General features: G+C 52.6%; 15 protein-coding genes. 10 read left to right on the top strand and 5 right to left on the bottom strand.

The features are described from left to right. Positions 1 to 86 precede the first annotated feature (86 nt). From dusC to pbpG, 8 genes are all read left to right on the top strand, one after another. Entirely contained in the window at positions 87 to 1019 is a 933-nt protein-coding gene (dusC, locus tag A6301_RS17475) for a tRNA dihydrouridine(16) synthase DusC (RefSeq protein ID WP_234258358.1), read from the top strand. Between the two features lie 142 nt (positions 1020 to 1161). Beyond that, entirely contained in the window at positions 1162 to 2574 is a 1413-nt protein-coding gene (mmuP, locus tag A6301_RS17470; protein ID WP_107167931.1) for an S-methylmethionine permease, read from the top strand. Continuing rightward, a complete protein-coding gene (gene mmuM / locus A6301_RS17465; protein ID WP_234258357.1) occupies positions 2567 to 3502 on the top strand; it encodes a homocysteine S-methyltransferase in 936 nt (311 codons plus the stop codon). The genes mmuP and mmuM overlap by 8 nt, the downstream gene beginning before the upstream one ends. Positions 3503 to 3518: 16 nt before the next feature. Beyond that, positions 3519 to 4067, top strand: a complete 549-nt coding sequence (locus A6301_RS17460) for a hypothetical protein (RefSeq protein ID WP_107167933.1) — start codon at positions 3519 to 3521, stop codon at positions 4065 to 4067. A gap of 373 nt (positions 4068 to 4440) precedes the next feature. Continuing rightward, positions 4441 to 4983 (top strand): class IV adenylate cyclase, encoded by a 543-nt coding sequence (cyaB, locus tag A6301_RS17455; RefSeq protein ID WP_107167934.1) that lies wholly within the window; start codon positions 4441 to 4443, stop codon positions 4981 to 4983. A 60-nt stretch (positions 4984 to 5043) separates the two neighbouring features. Then, positions 5044 to 5400 (top strand): FMN-binding protein, encoded by a 357-nt coding sequence (locus A6301_RS17450; RefSeq protein WP_370642256.1) that lies wholly within the window; start codon positions 5044 to 5046, stop codon positions 5398 to 5400. A 61-nt stretch (positions 5401 to 5461) separates the two neighbouring features. After that, positions 5462 to 5971 (top strand): DUF6622 family protein, encoded by a 510-nt coding sequence (locus A6301_RS17445; protein ID WP_234258355.1) that lies wholly within the window; start codon positions 5462 to 5464, stop codon positions 5969 to 5971. Between the two features lie 150 nt (positions 5972 to 6121). After that, complete coding sequence (gene pbpG / locus A6301_RS17440) at positions 6122 to 7069, top strand: D-alanyl-D-alanine endopeptidase (RefSeq protein WP_107167937.1); 948 nt, start codon at positions 6122 to 6124, stop codon at positions 7067 to 7069. Positions 7070 to 7135: 66 nt separating this feature from the next. Here pbpG and A6301_RS17435 read toward each other — a convergent pair whose 3' ends face one another. The 5 genes from A6301_RS17435 to A6301_RS17415 all read right to left on the bottom strand — a co-directional run bounded on the left by A6301_RS17435 (position 7136) and on the right by A6301_RS17415 (position 12528). Next, positions 7136 to 7822 (bottom strand): glutathione S-transferase family protein, encoded by a 687-nt coding sequence (locus A6301_RS17435; protein ID WP_234258354.1) that lies wholly within the window; start codon positions 7820 to 7822, stop codon positions 7136 to 7138. A 147-nt stretch (positions 7823 to 7969) separates the two neighbouring features. Then, the gene (locus A6301_RS17430; RefSeq protein ID WP_107167939.1) at positions 7970 to 8740 is read right to left on the bottom strand and encodes a DeoR/GlpR family DNA-binding transcription regulator; all 771 of its coding nucleotides are present in this window, start codon (positions 8738 to 8740) and stop codon (positions 7970 to 7972) included. Positions 8741 to 8771: 31 nt separating this feature from the next. Beyond that, on the bottom strand, positions 8772 to 10424 hold the full coding sequence (locus tag A6301_RS17425; RefSeq protein WP_234258353.1) for an ABC transporter permease subunit: 1653 nt from the start codon (positions 10422 to 10424) through the stop codon (positions 8772 to 8774). Beyond that, positions 10421 to 11431: an ABC transporter ATP-binding protein gene (locus A6301_RS17420; RefSeq protein ID WP_215484051.1), complete on the bottom strand. Its 1011-nt coding sequence runs from the start codon at positions 11429 to 11431 to the stop codon at positions 10421 to 10423. The genes A6301_RS17425 and A6301_RS17420 overlap by 4 nt, the downstream gene beginning before the upstream one ends. A 77-nt stretch (positions 11432 to 11508) precedes the next feature. Next, positions 11509 to 12528, bottom strand: coding sequence for an ABC transporter substrate-binding protein (locus tag A6301_RS17415; protein WP_234258352.1), 1020 nt, complete (start codon positions 12526 to 12528; stop codon positions 11509 to 11511). Between the two features lie 414 nt (positions 12529 to 12942). On the opposite strand from A6301_RS17415, the gene A6301_RS17410 reads away from it, so the two are divergent. After that, positions 12943 to 14289 carry an aspartate aminotransferase family protein gene (locus A6301_RS17410; protein ID WP_234258351.1) on the top strand — a complete coding sequence of 449 codons (1347 nt, stop codon included), beginning with the start codon at positions 12943 to 12945 and terminating at the stop codon, positions 14287 to 14289. A 362-nt stretch (positions 14290 to 14651) separates the two neighbouring features. Then, entirely contained in the window at positions 14652 to 16958 is a 2307-nt protein-coding gene (gene bglX / locus A6301_RS17405) for a beta-glucosidase BglX (protein ID WP_215484053.1), read from the top strand. The last annotated feature ends 91 nt before the right edge of the window (positions 16959 to 17049 follow it).

Genomic DNA, 17049 nt, shown 5'->3' with positions numbered 1-17049 from the left:
TTCCCCGTACAATACCCCCTAAGATTGCCTGCTTTTTTTGGCCTGAATGGCTGTGATTAACGATCGAATGGTTACCGAGTAGCGTTATGCGTGTTCTGCTTGCCCCGATGGAAGGGGTTCTCGACTCATTAGTGCGAGAACTGCTGACTGAAGTAAATGATTATGACCTGTGCATCACCGAATTTTTACGCGTGGTGGATCAGTGCCTGCCGGTTAAATCCTTTTATCGCCTTTGCCCGGAACTACAGCATGCCAGCCGTACGCCGTCAGGCACGCTGGTGCGCGTACAGTTACTGGGGCAATATCCCCAGTGGCTGGCGGAAAACGCGGCGCGGGCGGTGGAGCTGGGCTCATATGGTGTCGATCTTAACTGCGGCTGCCCGTCGAAGCTGGTGAACGGCAGCGGGGGCGGGGCGACGCTGTTGAAAGATCCCGAACTGATTTATCGGGGCGCAAAAGCGATGCGTGAGGCGGTGCCTGCGCATTTGCCGGTCACAGTGAAAATCCGTCTGGGCTGGGATTCCGGTGCTCGCCAGTTTGAAATCGCCGATGCGGTGCAGCAGGCGGGCGCGAGCGAGCTGGCCGTGCATGGTCGCACGAAGGAAGACGGTTATAAGGCTGAATGTATTAACTGGCAGGCGATAGGGGAGATTCGCCAGCGCCTGCGGATTCCGGTGATTGCCAACGGTGAAATCTGGGACTGGCAGAGTGCACAGGATTGTATGGCAACAACGGGCTGCGATGCGGTGATGATCGGGCGTGGTGCGCTGAATGTACCGAACCTGAGCCGCGTGATTAAGTATAACGAGCCGCGTATGCCGTGGCCTGAGGTCATGCTGCTGCTACAAAAATATGTGCAGTTGGAAAAGCAGGGCGACACGGGAATGTATCACGTCGCGCGCATCAAACAGTGGCTCGGCTATTTGCGTAAAGAGTACGACGACGCCACCGAGTTATTCAGCGAGATCCGCACGTTGAAGACCTCAACGGATATCGCCCGTGTGATTGGTGAGCCATAAGTGCTCACCGTTTTTCGTCCTTCTGCTCAATTTTAACCCACCTCATCACTCTCCCGCTGGCCTGTACTTTACTTTACGAATCGGTTGGCGGTATAACACCTCATCTATCTGGAAGTTTAGACGTCTATAATGAAAGGTCATCATGGAACAACACGCACCAGTCACGGAAGGGCAGTTTAAGCGCACCATGAAAGCTCGCCATTTGGTGATGCTTTCGCTCGGCGGTGTCATCGGTACTGGCCTGTTTTTCAATACGGGCTACATTATTTCCACGACGGGCGCGGCTGGGACGCTATTGGCGTATCTGATCGGCGCGCTGGTGGTGTATCTGGTCATGCTGAGTCTGGGGGAGTTGTCTGTCGCCATGCCAGAGACTGGGGCATTCCATGTGTATGCGTCCCGCTATCTCAGCCCGGCAACAGGCTATACCGTGGCGTGGCTATATTGGCTGACGTGGACGGTCGCGCTCGGTTCCAGCCTGACCGCTGCTGGTTTTTGTATGCAGTATTGGTTTCCACAGGTGCCAGTCTGGACCTGGTGCCTGCTGTTTTGTGTGTTGATCTATTTGCTGAACGTTGTGTCGTCTCGCTTCTTTGCCGAAGGGGAGTTCTGGTTCTCCATCGTTAAAGTGGTCACGATTCTCGCCTTTATCGTGCTCGGTGCGGGTGCGATGTTTGGCTTTATTCCGATGCAGGATGGTTCTCCCGCCCCGTTCTTCCAGAATATTACGGCGTCCGGCTGGTTCCCCTACGGCGGCTTGCCGATCTTGATGACGATGGTAGCGGTCAACTTCGCTTTCTCCGGTACGGAACTGATCGGTATCGCGGCGGGAGAGACTGAGAATCCGCACAAGGTTGTGCCGATGGCGATTCGTACGACCGTTGCGCGACTGGTGATCTTCTTTCTGGGGACGGTATTGGTTCTGGCGGCGCTCATTCCGATGGAAGAGGCCGGTATCGCCAAAAGCCCATTTGTGCTGGTGTTTGAAAAAATAGGTATTCCCTACGCCGCTGACATTTTTAATTTCGTGATTTTGACGGCGATCCTGTCCGCGGCTAACTCAGGGCTATATGCCTCGGGGCGTATGCTGTGGTCGTTGTCCAATGAAGGCACATTACCGCGCCGTTTTTCTCGCCTGACGCGCCGTGGTATTCCGCTTTTTGCCATTTCCGTCAGTATGCTGGGCGGGCTGCTGGCGCTATTTTCCAGCGTGATCGCGCCGGATACCGTCTATGTGGCACTGTCCGCGATTTCCGGTTTTGCCGTGGTGGCGGTGTGGTTGAGTATTTGTGCCTCGCACTATATGTTTCGCCGCCATCATGTTCGTGCCGGGAAATCCCTTTCCGACCTGCAATATCGTGCACCCTGGTTCCCGATAACACCGATTTTGGGATTCCTGCTCTGTCTGCTGGCCTGCGTCGGGCTGGCGTTTGACCCAAGCCAGCGGATTGCACTGTGGTGTGGAATTCCATTTGTCGCGCTGTGCTACGGTGCTTATTATTTCACGCAGTCAATGAAGAAGCGTGGATTAACGGGAGTGGAAGACATTGCGTAAAAATACGGTGACCGACATGCTGGCGACGGCATCAACGATTGTGCTGGACGGTGCGCTGGCGACCGAACTGGAAGCGCGCGGCTGTGATTTAACGGACCCACTGTGGTCGGCGAAAGTGCTGGTGGAAAATCCGGCACTGATTTATCAGGTACACCTCGACTATTTCAAAGCCGGGGCGCAGTGCGCGATTACCGCCAGTTATCAGGCGACGCCGCAAGGATTTAAGGCGCGTGGGTATAGCGAAGCGGAATCGTTGATGCTGATTGCCAAAAGCGTACAGTTGGCGGCGCAGGCACGGGATGATTATCGCCGTGACAACCCGCAGGCTGGCGTGCTGCTGGTGGCTGGATCAGTCGGGCCGTACGGTGCCTATCTGGCGGATGGTTCAGAATATCGTGGCGACTATCAGTTACCGCAGGCTGACATGATGGCGTTTCATCGCCCGCGTCTGGCGGCGCTGCATGACGCGGGGGCGGATTTGTTGGCCTGCGAGACGCTGCCGTCTTTTGCGGAAATAGAGGCGCTGATTGCGTTGTTGGCCGAATTCCCTCAGGCGCAAGCCTGGTTTTCTTTCACGTTGCGTGACAGTGAACACCTCAGCGACGGTACGCCATTACGCACCGTGCTGGAACGCGTTAACGCCTGTTCGCAGGTGGTTGCCGTGGGCATCAACTGTATTGCGCTGGAGAATGTGACGCCAGCGCTGACGCACCTGTCTTCGCTGACGAATTTGCCTTTGGTGGTTTATCCCAATTCCGGCGAGCAGTATGATGCGGTAACCAAAACCTGGAGCAGCACTCATGATGCCGCATGCTCGCTGACGGCGTATCTACCCGAGTGGCGAGCGGCAGGGGCTCGTCTGATTGGCGGCTGTTGCCGAACCACGCCTGCTGATATCACCGATATTGCACGCTGCTGTCAGCACTAAATAGGGGGATGTCGTGATGGACAATGAGGTGAACCTACAGCATGTGTATGCGCTTGCCAGACAGCGTGTCGCACCGGATATTCCGGTGACGGTGCTCTGTATTGGTGAACAGCAGACGACTGTCATTTGCGGGGCGGCATCACAACCGTCGGCAATTCTGCAACTGACCATCGGTTTTGACAAAACAGCGGCGACGTTTTTCAAGCATCTTCCCCCGACGCCAGATGAGATGGAATTAGCGATCATGGCGGTAGAAGATGAGGTGACGCGTATTCGGCACGACATCCCTGCGAATTCCGCTTTGTTCTCTTTCGACCCTGCATTGGAGACAATCGCACAGATTTCTGGAGCAGAAGAAGAGGATGGCGGATGGCGGCTGCCGCAGGATGATATGGAACGAACATTTAAACGTCTGGAACGTGTCATGCTAGGGAGCCCGGCTAGCTGGGAAGGCATTCCGCTAGAAAACGCTTTTTCCGCCCGGTTGCTTATTTTGCGTGAGTTTATGCACCATCACGGCTTCGATTCTGCACTGATCTTGCTGTTACCTGCGGTTGCTGCGTGAAGAACTAGCGGTTTTTTCTTTCTCAGCTACTATTAACGGCGGTCAGCGTCCAGTGCGATTCTGACCGCATTTTTTTCTGGAAAATTATCGGTGGATAGTCGCGCTTCTGCATGTCTTGGTAGGGATGGTGCGTGGGTCTCCGGCGTTGTAAGGTAATAACACGATAATATTATCGCGGTGATAGGGACGTAGGGTGTTAATCCAAGGAGGGTGAGAGGACGGCCATTTGGCCATATTATGTTACCTGTATGATCTATTTTACGGATGACTGAATCATTATTTTCTTGAATTTCCGCATGGCAGCGTAATAACGCGCTGAACGATGTGGCGGAGAGTCAATGTTATTTCAGGGAATCCAGTGAGGGGAAAGAACATGGTTGAACATTTCACAGGGAAATATGAAGTTGAACTTAAATTTCGTATCGACGATATAGCCGTTTTTAGAAATACGCTTTTTAGTCTTCACCCAGAAGCTTTCGTCTTTGAAAATAAAGAACATGATATTTATTACGATGACTCAGAGAAGCGACTACGGCAGCAAAATATCAAAATGCTGGTGCGCCGCATGGAGCCATCGGGGATAAAACTTTGGATTGTTAAAGGGCCGGGAGCCGATCGTTGCGAAGCGGTTAACGTCGAAGCCTTTGAAAAAACTGACAGTATGTTACAGACGTTAGGGTATCAGCCCTTGTTTGAAATTCATAAAATCCGCAGCATCTATTTTTTAAACGCCTTCCATATTACCCTCGATTATATTGAATCACTTGGGTATTTTGTCGAAATATCCGTGATGACCGATGATGAAACTCAGTTGAAAGCACTCAGAGATCGGTGTATAGAGTGTGCATTACGGCTTCAATTGTCATTGGATAATATTGAAACGAAATCTTATTACCAATTATTAGGTTTTAACTGACTGTTCTTTTTTGGTTATTGAATGGTTGCTTTTATTGTTTTATTTACATAGGGAAAAATGATGAAAAAATCTATTCCGGCGGTGCTGGCCACGGTGGTGATGGCTTTTTCTTTGTCCGTTCATGGCAGTAATGTGGCGCAATATAAAGACGGCACCTACATCGGTAAAGCACAGGGTAAGGCGGCAGAGGTTGAAGTGACGGTCAGCATCAAAGATGGGAAGTTCGCCAATGCTGAAGTGCTCAAGCATGGTGATACCGAGGCGATGATGCTGAGCGCGACCGATCAAATTGTGCCGGAGCTTCTTGAGAAGCAGGATATTAACAAAGTGGATGCGGTAACGGGTGCCACATTATCAAGCCAGGGCGTAATTAATGCGGTGAAACAGGCGCTAGAACAGGCAAAAGTCACACCGTGATTGAACACAACGTGACTATCATCACTCATAAAGGCATCGTTGATAAAGGAATCGCATTGCCGTGGAAAACCTGCTGATTATTCTGCGCCACACGCCTTATTGGGTGTGGGCTATTTTGGGTTACCTGATTTATGTTGGTGTAAAAGCCAGCCAGCCGAGGCGACAATCCCTGGCGCAGATGTTAGTCGTGCCAGTGGTGTTTACAGTGTGGGGTATTAGCTCGATTTTTCACACGCTAATGCTCCCGCTTGCGGCGGCGAGCGGGTTTCTACTGATGCTGATGGGTGGACTGGGTATGGGGTGGATGTGGGGGAAGACCTCTGGAATCTACTTGCCGGAACCACGCTGTTTTCAACGCACGGGTTCGTGGTGGCCGTTGATCTTGATGCTAATGACGTTTTTCTCTCGCTTCTATTTTGCCGTCCAATTGGCGTACTTTCCGACATTGGCTCACGATCTTGCGTTCTGCCTGTTTTCCGGCGCGGCGAGCGGGATGACTGCCGGGATATTCAGCGGTGTCAGCCTGCGTTTGCTTAGCCAGATGCGCAAAATAAGACCGTCTCTGACATAATGCTATAAAAAACAGTATGTTGATGAAATCGTTTGTCAAAATTTGTCACAAAGCTTTTTCTGCTGCATGAGTGCGTGGGGAGAGGCGGTAAATTATAATGCCGATGCCTATCCCTTTCATTTAACAGAATTCTGTTTAAGTTATTGAAGAATGACTAAAAATTTTAAGCTTTCTCTTTTTGGCCTGTTGGTACTGTCAACCCATGCTGTGATGTTGCCTCAGGCTGTGGCGAAAGCGCCGACGTATTCCGCAGGCAGCGCGCATCAGGAAATTGCTTCTGGTAGCGCGATGGTGGTGGATTTGAGTGATAACCATATTCTTTATTCCAGCAATCCTGACGTCGTTGTGCCGATCGCGTCGGTGACGAAGCTGATGACAGCGCTGGTGGTGCTGGATGCCAATCTGCCGCTGGATGAAATTATCTCTGTCGATATCAGCCAGACGAAAGAAATGAAAGGGGTGTACTCGCGCGTTCGTCTGAACAGTGAGATCAGCCGCCGTGATATGTTGCTACTGGCGCTGATGTCATCCGAAAACCGCGCGGCGGCCAGTCTGGCGCACCACTATCCGGGCGGCTATCAGGCGTTTATCCGTGCGATGAATGCCAAAGCCCGTGCACTCGGTATGGCACACACGCGTTATGTCGAGCCAACTGGCTTGTCTATTAATAATGTGTCGACCGCCCGCGATCTTACCAAGCTCCTGATTGCCAGCAAGCAATATCCATTACTGAGCCAGCTCAGCACGACACAGGAAAAAACGGCGACGTTCACCCATCCGGCGTACAGCCTGCCATTCAGAAATACTAATCATCTGGTCTATAAAGCGGATTGGAGCATTCAGCTCACCAAAACGGGCTTTACGAATCAGGCCGGGCATTGTCTGGTGATGCGTACGGTCATTAATCAACGACCTGTTGCGCTGGTGGTGTTGGATGCATTCGGTAAATACACGCACTTTGCGGATGCTAACCGCCTGCGTAAGTGGATTGAAACCGGTAAGGTTAGCGAGGTGCCCGCCGCCGCGTTGAGCTATAAGAAACAAAAATCGCTGGCTTCTCGCCAACCGCAGAGCATGGCGAATATCGATACCGAATAAGAGACTGATCCCTTCCCGTGTCCGGGAGGGGCGTTTTGACGGTGGCCGAAAGGGTCACCGATTGCGTTAGGCGCGCGCGCGAAAATCCTTTACCACTTCACCTGCATTTGTTACCTCTTCCTCGTGCGCGGCTTCGCGCCAGGTTTCAGCTAGGGCGTCTTGTAGCCATTGCTGCATCGCGGGCAATGCCAACAAGTGCTCGCAGTAAGCGGCGGCTTCCGGTGAGACGGTAAGCTGATAGGTTTTGATACGGAAAACGACGGGGGCAAAAAACGCGTCTACCGCTGAAAATTGTTTCCCCGCTAAAAACGGCCCGCCAAATCGTGTTAATCCTTCCTGCCATAGCTCAGAGATACGCGTAATGTCGCTGCTGAGAGCAGGAGATATCTCGTTCAGCTTGACGCGCACGCCGCAGCTCATGGCGCAGGTATTGCGCAGTGTGGTAAAGCCGGAATGCATTTCGGCGGCGGCACAGCGAGCCCAGGCACGGGTTTTGGCATCAGCAGGCCAGATGTCGGGGTGCTGTTCAGCCAGATACTCGGTAATCGCCAATGAATCCCAGACGGTGGTTTCGCCATCGATCAGGCAGGGGACTTTTGCCGTCGGTGAAAAAGCCTTAAACGCTGGCTGTGCCATGCCCGGCGCAAAAACAACCTGCTTCTCCTCGAAAGGAATCGACAGCGTTTTCAACAGTACCCACGGGCGTAACGACCAGGATGAATAGTTCTTATTGGCGATGTACAACTGATACATGTCTGAGGCTCCTTGCATTAGCGAAGCCTTAGCATTAGCACGAAAGACGGTAGAAATCACCCTGCATTTACCCACCCGTGTGGCGAGTAGAACAATCCGGTTTGAGGCCAGCGATGAACTACAGGAAAGGTGTTTCATCGCGGTTCATCAGGCGATGATAACCTGCTGGCAATGCCTCTGGAGTAACGAGAGTTCGGGTTTGTCTGCGCTAAGCGTATCAGTCACGATCATGTCGATTTCCTGCATGGTGGCATAGACCACGCGGCTCGTGATGCCAATCTTGCTGTGATCTGCGAGGATAATTCGCGTTCTGGCATGTTGCACCATCGATCGGGCAATTGCCGCTTCGTGGTGAGCAAAACTGGTCGCGCCAGAGGTCGCATCCACTCCAACAGGAGAGAGGATCGCCACGTCGGCGCGGTAGCGTTCCAGTTCATTGATTGTGATATCGCCGCTGGTTGCCTGTGCTGAGGCTCCCATGTATCCACCGAGTAGTATCACGCTATGTTGTGCGACAGACTCCGTGGCGGTAAGTTTCTGCGCGACGGTGAGACTGTTGGTAATCACCGTCATTCCCGGCATGGAAAGCAGTTCGTCGGCGAACAGAGAGGTGGTGCTACCTGCGTCGATAAACAGCGTTTGCCCGGCCTGTAGCTGTTGTACCGCCGCACGGGCAATCGCCTGTTTTTCTTTTTCACGCACGGTATTGCGAATGGACAACGGTGGTTCCGGCTCTTCCGTTGTGGCTACGATCCCACCATGAACGCGGCGTAACGCCCCTGCCGCTTCCAGCTTGAGAATATCGCGTCGTACGGTTTCGCGCGAAACACCAAGATGTTGAATAATCTTCTCGGTGCTCACCCGGTTTAATGTTGAGAGCAGGGCCTGTATGCGATGTAACCGCGTTTCTTCTAACATAGCTGTCCATTCGTTAATGTTGTGACACCGGTTACCATGATTGCCGCTTTTCTGTTACCAGGTGCAGAAGCAGTGCGGTCACCGCCACGATGCCCATAATACAGGTCGAAAAAGCGGCAGCCTGTGACGTAAAGCCGGCTTCATCCAGTCGCATCACGGTGACGGCACCTAAAGGCAACGACGGCGTGACCAAAAAAATCACGGCTGATAGTGTAACCATTGAGCGCATGAATAAAAACATAGCGACCGAAATCAGCGTGACGCGCATAGCTGGCAGGTAGACATCACGTAAAATACGCACTACGCCGCCGCCTAAAACAGTTGTGGCGTCCTCCATCGCATGCGGCACGTTGCGTATTCCCATCATCATCGTGGTGTAGCCTTGTGTGTGATAATGGTAATAATTACATAGTGCCACCAGCAGCGCCGAACCATACAGCATTCCCCACGGGAGATCGGCCGTATTGAACGTGAACACATAAGATAACCCCAACACCAGGCCGGGAACAGCAACAGGCAATGCACTAACCAGTACGGCGGTGTTGGCAACTTTGCCCGGCTGGCGGTGAATGCCGAAGGTGAGCAGGAACAGTAGCGCGGTGCCGACCACTGCCGCCAGCGCCGAGATCCAAACTGACGTCCATAGTGGCGTGTAGCCTCCCGCGAGATCGATATCGTAATGTTTTAGCGTCAGATCCAGACGATATGGCCATAGGCGTATCATGCTGGCAATAATGACGGTGCCGATAACGGTGACAATCATGAGTGCGATAGTCATGGTTGCCAGATAGAACGACATATCGCGTGTGCGCAGCGGTTGCGGAACGTGCGGGATAGCGGCATGTGAACCGATGGCTTTCTGCCGCCTTGTCGTGGCGCGCTCTATCCAGATTGAGGCAGCCGCAGGCAGCAGGAGTAGAATCCCGACAACAGCTCCCATGCCGAATTTCATTTGACCACTAACCTGGCTATAGATCTCGGTTGCCAGTACCGAGAAGTTACCACCGATGACAATCGCGTTGCCGAAATCGGTGATCGTGATGGTAAAGATAACAAAGGCCGCACTCAGCAAGCCATATTTCAGGCCGGGGAGGGTGATGTCCAGAAACTGCCGCCAGTCAGAGGCACCCAGAACGTTAGCGGCTTCATACTGGCGTGTATCGCTATGGCGCAGCGTGGTGCGAATGATCAGAATCGCCTGTGGCAGCGCGTACAGGACGTTGGCGATCAACAGCCCCCAGAAACCATAAATATCCAATCGCACGCCAATAATGTTGCCGATGATGCCGTTTCTTCCCAGCAGAAAAATCAGTCCCAATCCCAACACCAGCGAGGGGGCAAGGATAGGCAGTGAGGTCGAAAATGCGATAAAACGCTTTGCAGGCATCGCCGTACATTCCAACCCATAGGCGACAATAAACCCCAGCAAAAGCGTGACCAGCGTGGTGACGATGCCAAGTAACAGGCTGTTTGCGGTCGCCCGCCAGATACCGGGTGAGTCCATCAACGCCAAATAGTTTGATAACCCAACAGTCCCGTTTTGATCGTTCAACAGGCTGTGCCAGACGATACTTAGCATCGGTATGCCGAAAAACATGAGTAGCGCCAGCAGCGGAACCCACAGACACAGACGAGAAAGCCAGCGATCGCTGACCGTTTGCGGAGGAAGATGTGTCTGATTCATGCTTGTACCCAGGCGCAGTCTTCTGCGCGAATCGAGAGATGAATGGGGTCGCCAGGATTCCAGTTCACGGCACTACTGGTCTCGACTAATAGCGGCTGCGATTTCCATATCACCTGTATGCGTTGGATACTGCCGAGGAAACTGGTGTTGATGACGCGTCCTTCTGCACCTTCCGCTTTATGTAGGGCAATCCTTTCCGGGCGGATAAACAATTCAGCGCCTTCCGGTAGCGCAGGCTCTTGTGCGGAAGGGAGGAGTTCTGGCATCCATGTGTTGACGACATCGCGTGACAGCAAATTACTGTGCCCCATGAACTCGGCAACGAAACGCGTGCGTGGACTGGTATAGAGTTCGTGCGGCGTCCCTTCTTGCACAATGCGTCCACCGTGCATACAAATGATTTTATCCGCCATACTCATCGCTTCTTCCTGATCGTGCGTGACCATCAGGGTCGGAATGCCGAGCCGCTGCTGCACATCGCGTAATTCCTGACGTAATCCGGCGCGTACGCGTGCATCTAGTGCCGAGAGCGGTTCATCCAGTAATAGCAGGGAAGGGTTGACGGCCAGCGCGCGTGCAATAGCGACACGCTGCTGCTGTCCTCCTGAAAGTTGGGCAGGATAACGATCGCCGAATCCGCTGAGGCGCACGGTATCCAACAGATCGCTGACGCGTGCGGTAATTTCCTCAGCAGGCGTCTGGCGAATTTTGAGACCATAACCAATATTTTGCGCAATCGTCATGTGGGGGAAAAGTGAATAGGACTGAAAGACGATGCCAAAGCCTCTTTCCCTTGCCGGTACGTTAACCAGATCGCGATCGTCCAGCGTGATTTTCCCCCCATCGCAGCTTAGTAGCCCGGCAATAATGCGCAGCAACGTCGTTTTACCACAGCCGCTAGGCCCAAGGAGGCAGACAAATTCGGCATTTTCGATCGACAAATTGATGCGATCGAGAGCGACATAACCATCAAAGCTTTTATGAAGATTTTGAATAACCAGTGCCATGAATGCGACCTCTTAATTACGGTTGCCGCGAAGCTAAACAGATTTTTCGCGGCAGCCTTTACTGCGAATACAGGCCGTTATCGGCCGATGGATTTTTGCCAGGTTGCCAGTGTGGCATCACGATCGTTGGCGCTTTTGGTAAAGTCCACGGGGTAGAGGACGTGTGTGAGATCGGCCGGTAGCCCGGCCATTTGCGCGGCTTTGGACTGTTCAACGCCAGGAATAGTCACGATCTCTTTGTATTTGGTGTACAGCGCGGCGGCATGGCTGGAAAGTGTCCAGTCAAGGAACCGTTTGGCGTCGGGTTTATTTTTGGCTGCGGTCATCAGGGCGGAGGCTTCTAACTCATAGCCAGCACCATCGTTGGGGATCACCATTTTGACGGGGTAGCCTTCTTCAATTGACTGCATGGCGGCGAAAGCCAGTGACACGCCGATGGCATATTCCCCTGTGCGTGCGGCTTTACACGGACGTGAGCCTGACTTGGTGTATTGGGCGATATTGCCATCCAACGACTTCAGAAATGCCCAGCCGTTTTGTTCACCTTTAGCTTGCAGTAGTGCGGCAATTTGCAGGTAGCCGGTGCCGGACGAGACGGGATTTGGCATCACAATCTCCCCCTTATAGATCGGGTTTGTCAGATCTTGCCAGGATGCAGGCACCGGAAGATTCTTGGCTTTTAGCGCTTCGGTATTGACGCAAAAGGCGGCCATATAACCGGTTGCTGCGAACCACTTGTGATCCGGCGCGCGATAGGTGGCTGCCAGACTGTCACTGCCTTTGGCATCGTAAGGTTCTAATAATGCAGAGAGCTGTGGGTCCATCACGCTGGTCACCGCCCAGCCCCAAATGACGTCATGTTGCGGGTTTTTGGATTCGGCCAGAATCCGTGGGCCAAGGTCGCCAGTGGACAAACGTAGTACGTTAATGGTCAGGTCGGGCAAGTCTTTCTTGGCCTGTGCGACGTAATCTTTGATCTCATCTTCTTCTAGCGAGGTATAGACCGTGATGGTGCCCGCGTGTGCCGCAGCATTAACCAGCGTGGCACAGGTGAACGCAGTAAGCAGACTAACGCGACGAAATAAAGATCGGTTCATAAATGTTCCCCTACGGTTGTGGAAAATGTTGGCATCGGTGTTCCCCTCGTCTCGAATGGTGTATCGCCATTTTGTGTATTTTTGTGTTTATGACGAGGGGTATGAGGTTTTAGCACTAATCGTGCCATCTTCTGCGTTGATGATGTTTTCTGTTTTAATTATTAATTTAATCAATGCATTACTGATTTATTCGGTGTGTGGAGTGACGTGATTAACGAATGGACTGAATAGTGTGTCTTTTTTTGTGATGAGTTTATTGCACTTTTTTGGCATTTTTGTGCATCAAAAAAGTGCATTTTTTTGTATTTGTGTATTTTATTGCTTTTGGTGTAGGGTGAGTGTTATCTGAACATGCGCGATGCGTTTTATCTACGTGATACGCAGTCGGGCCACAACCTTGATACAGGAGTCATTATGGCGACACGCTCAACCATTATGGATACCAACAGTTTTAGCACTGAGCATGCGGATGCGCTGGATGAGTCTACGCGTAGGCTGACGAATAGGCGCACCGAGGTGTTAGGGGATTCTTATCGTTTGTTCTACCGTAATCCGGTGCATCTGGTGCGCGGTGAGGGGCAATATCTGTGGGATGCTGCCGGGCATAAATATCTGGATGTTTATAACAATGTCGCCAGTATCGGGCACTGTCACCCTGCGGTCATTGAGGCCGTTCACGAGCAAATGCGTCAGCTCAATACCCATACCCGCTATTTACACGAACGAATTCTGGATTACTCAGCGGATATTCTCAGCACGGTGCCAGCCGCTATCAATAAGGCGATGTACATGTGTACCGGATCGGAGGCTAACGATCTGGCGATCCGTGTAGCTCGAGCCTACAGCGGCGGAACCGGTATTATTGTGAGTCGAGAAGCCTACCACGGGACCAGCGAGTTGACGTCCGGTGCGTCGCCTGCGCTCGGAAGCGGGCAACCTCTGGCGGCGACTACGCGTCTTGTGCCAGCTCCCGATCGTTATCGCGTGAAGGCGGCGGATCTGGGCGTCTGGTTCGCGCAACAAATTCAATTGCAAATTGATGATATGGCCGCGAACGGCATCAAATTCGCTGGTTTTCTGGCTGACTCCATTTTTTCTTCGGATGGCGTATTGCCGGGGCCAGCGGGCTACCTGCAACCGGCGATAGAGGTGGTGCATGCCAATGGGGGTATTTTCATTGCCGATGAGGTCCAGCCCGGTTTTGCCCGCACGGGTGAGCATTTTTGGGGATTTGGTCGGCATGGTATTGTGCCGGACGTCGTGACATTGGGTAAACCGATGGGCAACGGTATACCGGTTTCGGCGCTATTGGCAAAAGCCGATGTGCTGGCGGCCTTTAGCGATGAAATTCCCTATTTTAATACGTTTGGTGGGAATCCGGTGTCGATGGCGGCAGCGCAGGCGGTATTAAACGTTATTCGTGCGGAGGGTTTACAGGAACATAGCCGCATTGTCGGGGAAAAATTGCAGCGGGAGCTGACGCTGCTTGCCGACCGTCATGCATGTATCGGTGATGTGCGCGGGGCGGGGTTGTTTATCGGCTTTGAGCTGGTCAGCGATCGAGAAACAAAAGCGCCGGATAAAGCACTGGCGCTGGACGTGGTTGAACAGCTTCGTGCTGAACGTGTCCTCACATCGGTTGCAGGCCCGCATGGTAATGTATTGAAGCTACGCCCGCCGTTAGCATTTCAAGAGCATGATATTGACTGGCTGGTTGGATCGCTCGATCGGGCCTTAAGTTTGCAGTCTCATCGGCGTTAATTCTCCCAGATACACATGCGTCGGTAGCCGCCCGCCGCATGTGGCTTCCTACTGTACGTTTTTTCCTCGTTATTGCCCAGCTTGCTTAGGTTGAATGTGAATTATGCGTATCGTTTAGCATTATTCTTGCAGTTTTTATTAAATGAAATCTCAACAAATGCACTATATTACGCGCTGTGCATTTGAGTGCGTCGGTGCGGCAACCTCTATCGGGAAACCTTATTCGCTTAAGGCAGGAGAAGGTGTTTTTTGCCTTGTCAGAGAAGGGATGTGACCGTCGGAATCTTCAACCTGTCTTGTGCTTCAGCGCCTCGTTTTGATCTGACGCTCTGACGCCTGGATTGACTGGGTCTTTATAACGAATGAAATGGCTTACTTCACTGACTATAGCAATTGGACTTGCCTGTAATCCGGTGTTTGCGCAGGAATTGACGTCTGTGCCGGCATCAATATCGCCTTCACATCAGCAGCGTGATGCGTTTGTCACGGATTTACTGAAGAAAATGACGCTGGAAGAGAAAATCGGCCAGCTCCGCTTGATCAGCGTCGGAACGGATAACCCGAAAGAAGCCATCCGTGAAATGATTAGAAATGGCCAGGTTGGCGCGATTTTTAATACAGTGACCCGTCAGGATATTCGTGCAATGCAGGATCAGGTCATGCAGCTTAGCCGCCTGAAGATCCCCCTGTTTTTCGCCTATGATGTGGTGCACGGTCAACGCACTATTTTCCCTATTGCTTTGGGATTAGCCTCCAGTTGGGATATGGACGCGATTGCGAAAAGTGCGCGCGTGGCGGCTTATGAAGCGACGGAAGATGGCCTGAACATGACCTGGGCACCGATGGTGGATATCACCCGCGATCCACGTTGGGGCCGCGTGTCAGAAGGCTTTGGGGAAGACACTTGGCTGACCAGTAAAATCGCGGGTGTGGTAGTCAAATCCTTTCAGGGCGATGACGTAACCGGACGCCACTCGCTGATGACTAGCGTCAAACACTACGCGCTTTATGGTGCGGTTGAAGGTGGACGTGATTATAACACCGTGGACATGAGCCCTCAGCGCATGTTCCAGGACTATATGCCGCCATACAAAGCGGCGATTGACGCGGGCAGCAGCGGCGTGATGGTTGCACTGAACTCCATCAACGGTACACCGGCCACCTCAAACAGCTGGTTGCTGAAGGATGTGCTACGCGATCAGTGGAATTTCAAAGGCATTACCATTACCGATCACGGTGCGATTAAAGAGCTGATTAAGCATGGCGTTGCCAGCGATCCGCGTGATGCATCGCGTCTGGCAGTAAAATCCGGTATTGGCATGAGCATGAGTGACGAATATTTCGTACGCTATTTGCCAGAGCTGGTGAAAAGTGGGGCGGTGAGCAGGCAGGAGATCGATGATGCCTGTCGCCAGGTCTTGAACGTGAAATATGATATGGGGCTGTTTGAAGATCCGTATCGTCATTTGGGCGTCGCGAGTTCCGATCCGGTGGATACCAATGCGGAAAGCCGCTTACACCGTCTGGATGCGCGTGATGTGGCGCGTAAAAGTCTGGTGCTGTTGAAAAACCGTCTGCAAACGCTGCCGCTGAAAAAACAGGGCACGATCGCCGTCGTTGGGCCATTGGCTGACAGCCAGCGCGATACGATGGGAAGCTGGTCCGCGGCGGGCGTCTCGAAACAGACGATCACTGTTTATCAGGGCCTGAAGAATGCGGTCGGCGATAAAGCCACTATTCTCTATGCTAAAGGTGCCAATGTCAGTAATCACAAAGGCATCATCGATTTCCTGAACCAATATGAAGATGCTGTGCAGGTGGATAAACGTCCACCGCAGGTGATGATCGATGAAGCCGTAGAAGCCGCGAAGAAAGCGGATGTGGTGGTCGCAGTCGTTGGTGAGGCCGCTGGGATGGCGCATGAAGCGTCCAGCCGCTCGAATATCGATCTGCCACAAGGCCAGCGCGATCTGATCGCAGCACTGAAAGCCACGGGTAAACCGCTGGTGCTGGTGCTGATGAACGGCCGTCCTCTGGCATTGGTGCGTGAAGATCAGCAGGCTGATGCGTTACTGGAAACCTGGTTCAGCGGTACGGAAGGGGGTAATGCCATCGCCGATGTGCTGTTTGGTGACTATAACCCATCAGGCAAGCTCCCGATGTCCTTCCCACGCTCTGTCGGGCAGATTCCGATTTATTACAATCACCTGCCGTCAGGCCGTCCTTACACGCCGGAAAACCCAGGTAAATATACCTCTCACTATTACGATGAAGCCAACGGGCCACTCTATCCGTTTGGCTATGGACTGAGCTATACCACGTTCAGCGTGTCTGACGTGCGTTTGTCCAGCCAGACGATGAAGCGCAATGGGACGATTAACGCTAGCGTCACGGTGAAAAACACCGGCAATCGTGCAGGGGAAACGGTAGTACAACTGTATCTCCACGATGTCGTGGCTTCCATCAGTCGCCCACTGAAAGAGCTGCGTGGTTTTGAGAAGGTGATGCTACAGCCGGGAGAATCCCGCACGGTTACTTTCACGCTCGATCAGGATGCGCTGAAGTTCTACAATGCCCGCATGCAGCAGGTCGTTGAGCCCGGTAAATTTGATGTGATGATCGGTCTGGATTCGCAGCGGGTGAAGAGCGACAGCTTCACACTGCTATAATAAAGCCCGCCTCGCCGCCGGTGCTTCCGGCGGCGAATACACGAATGGTTTGACCGAAATACAGTGTGATTTTCGAAATAAAGCGTGATTA

Origin of the sequence: Pectobacterium sp. IFB5596, assembly GCF_021432585.1 — a bacterium.
Lineage (GTDB): Bacteria > Pseudomonadota > Gammaproteobacteria > Enterobacterales > Enterobacteriaceae > Pectobacterium > Pectobacterium punjabense.
Note: the sequence above shows the minus strand (reverse complement) of the source record. Positions and strands in the feature narration are given on the sequence as shown.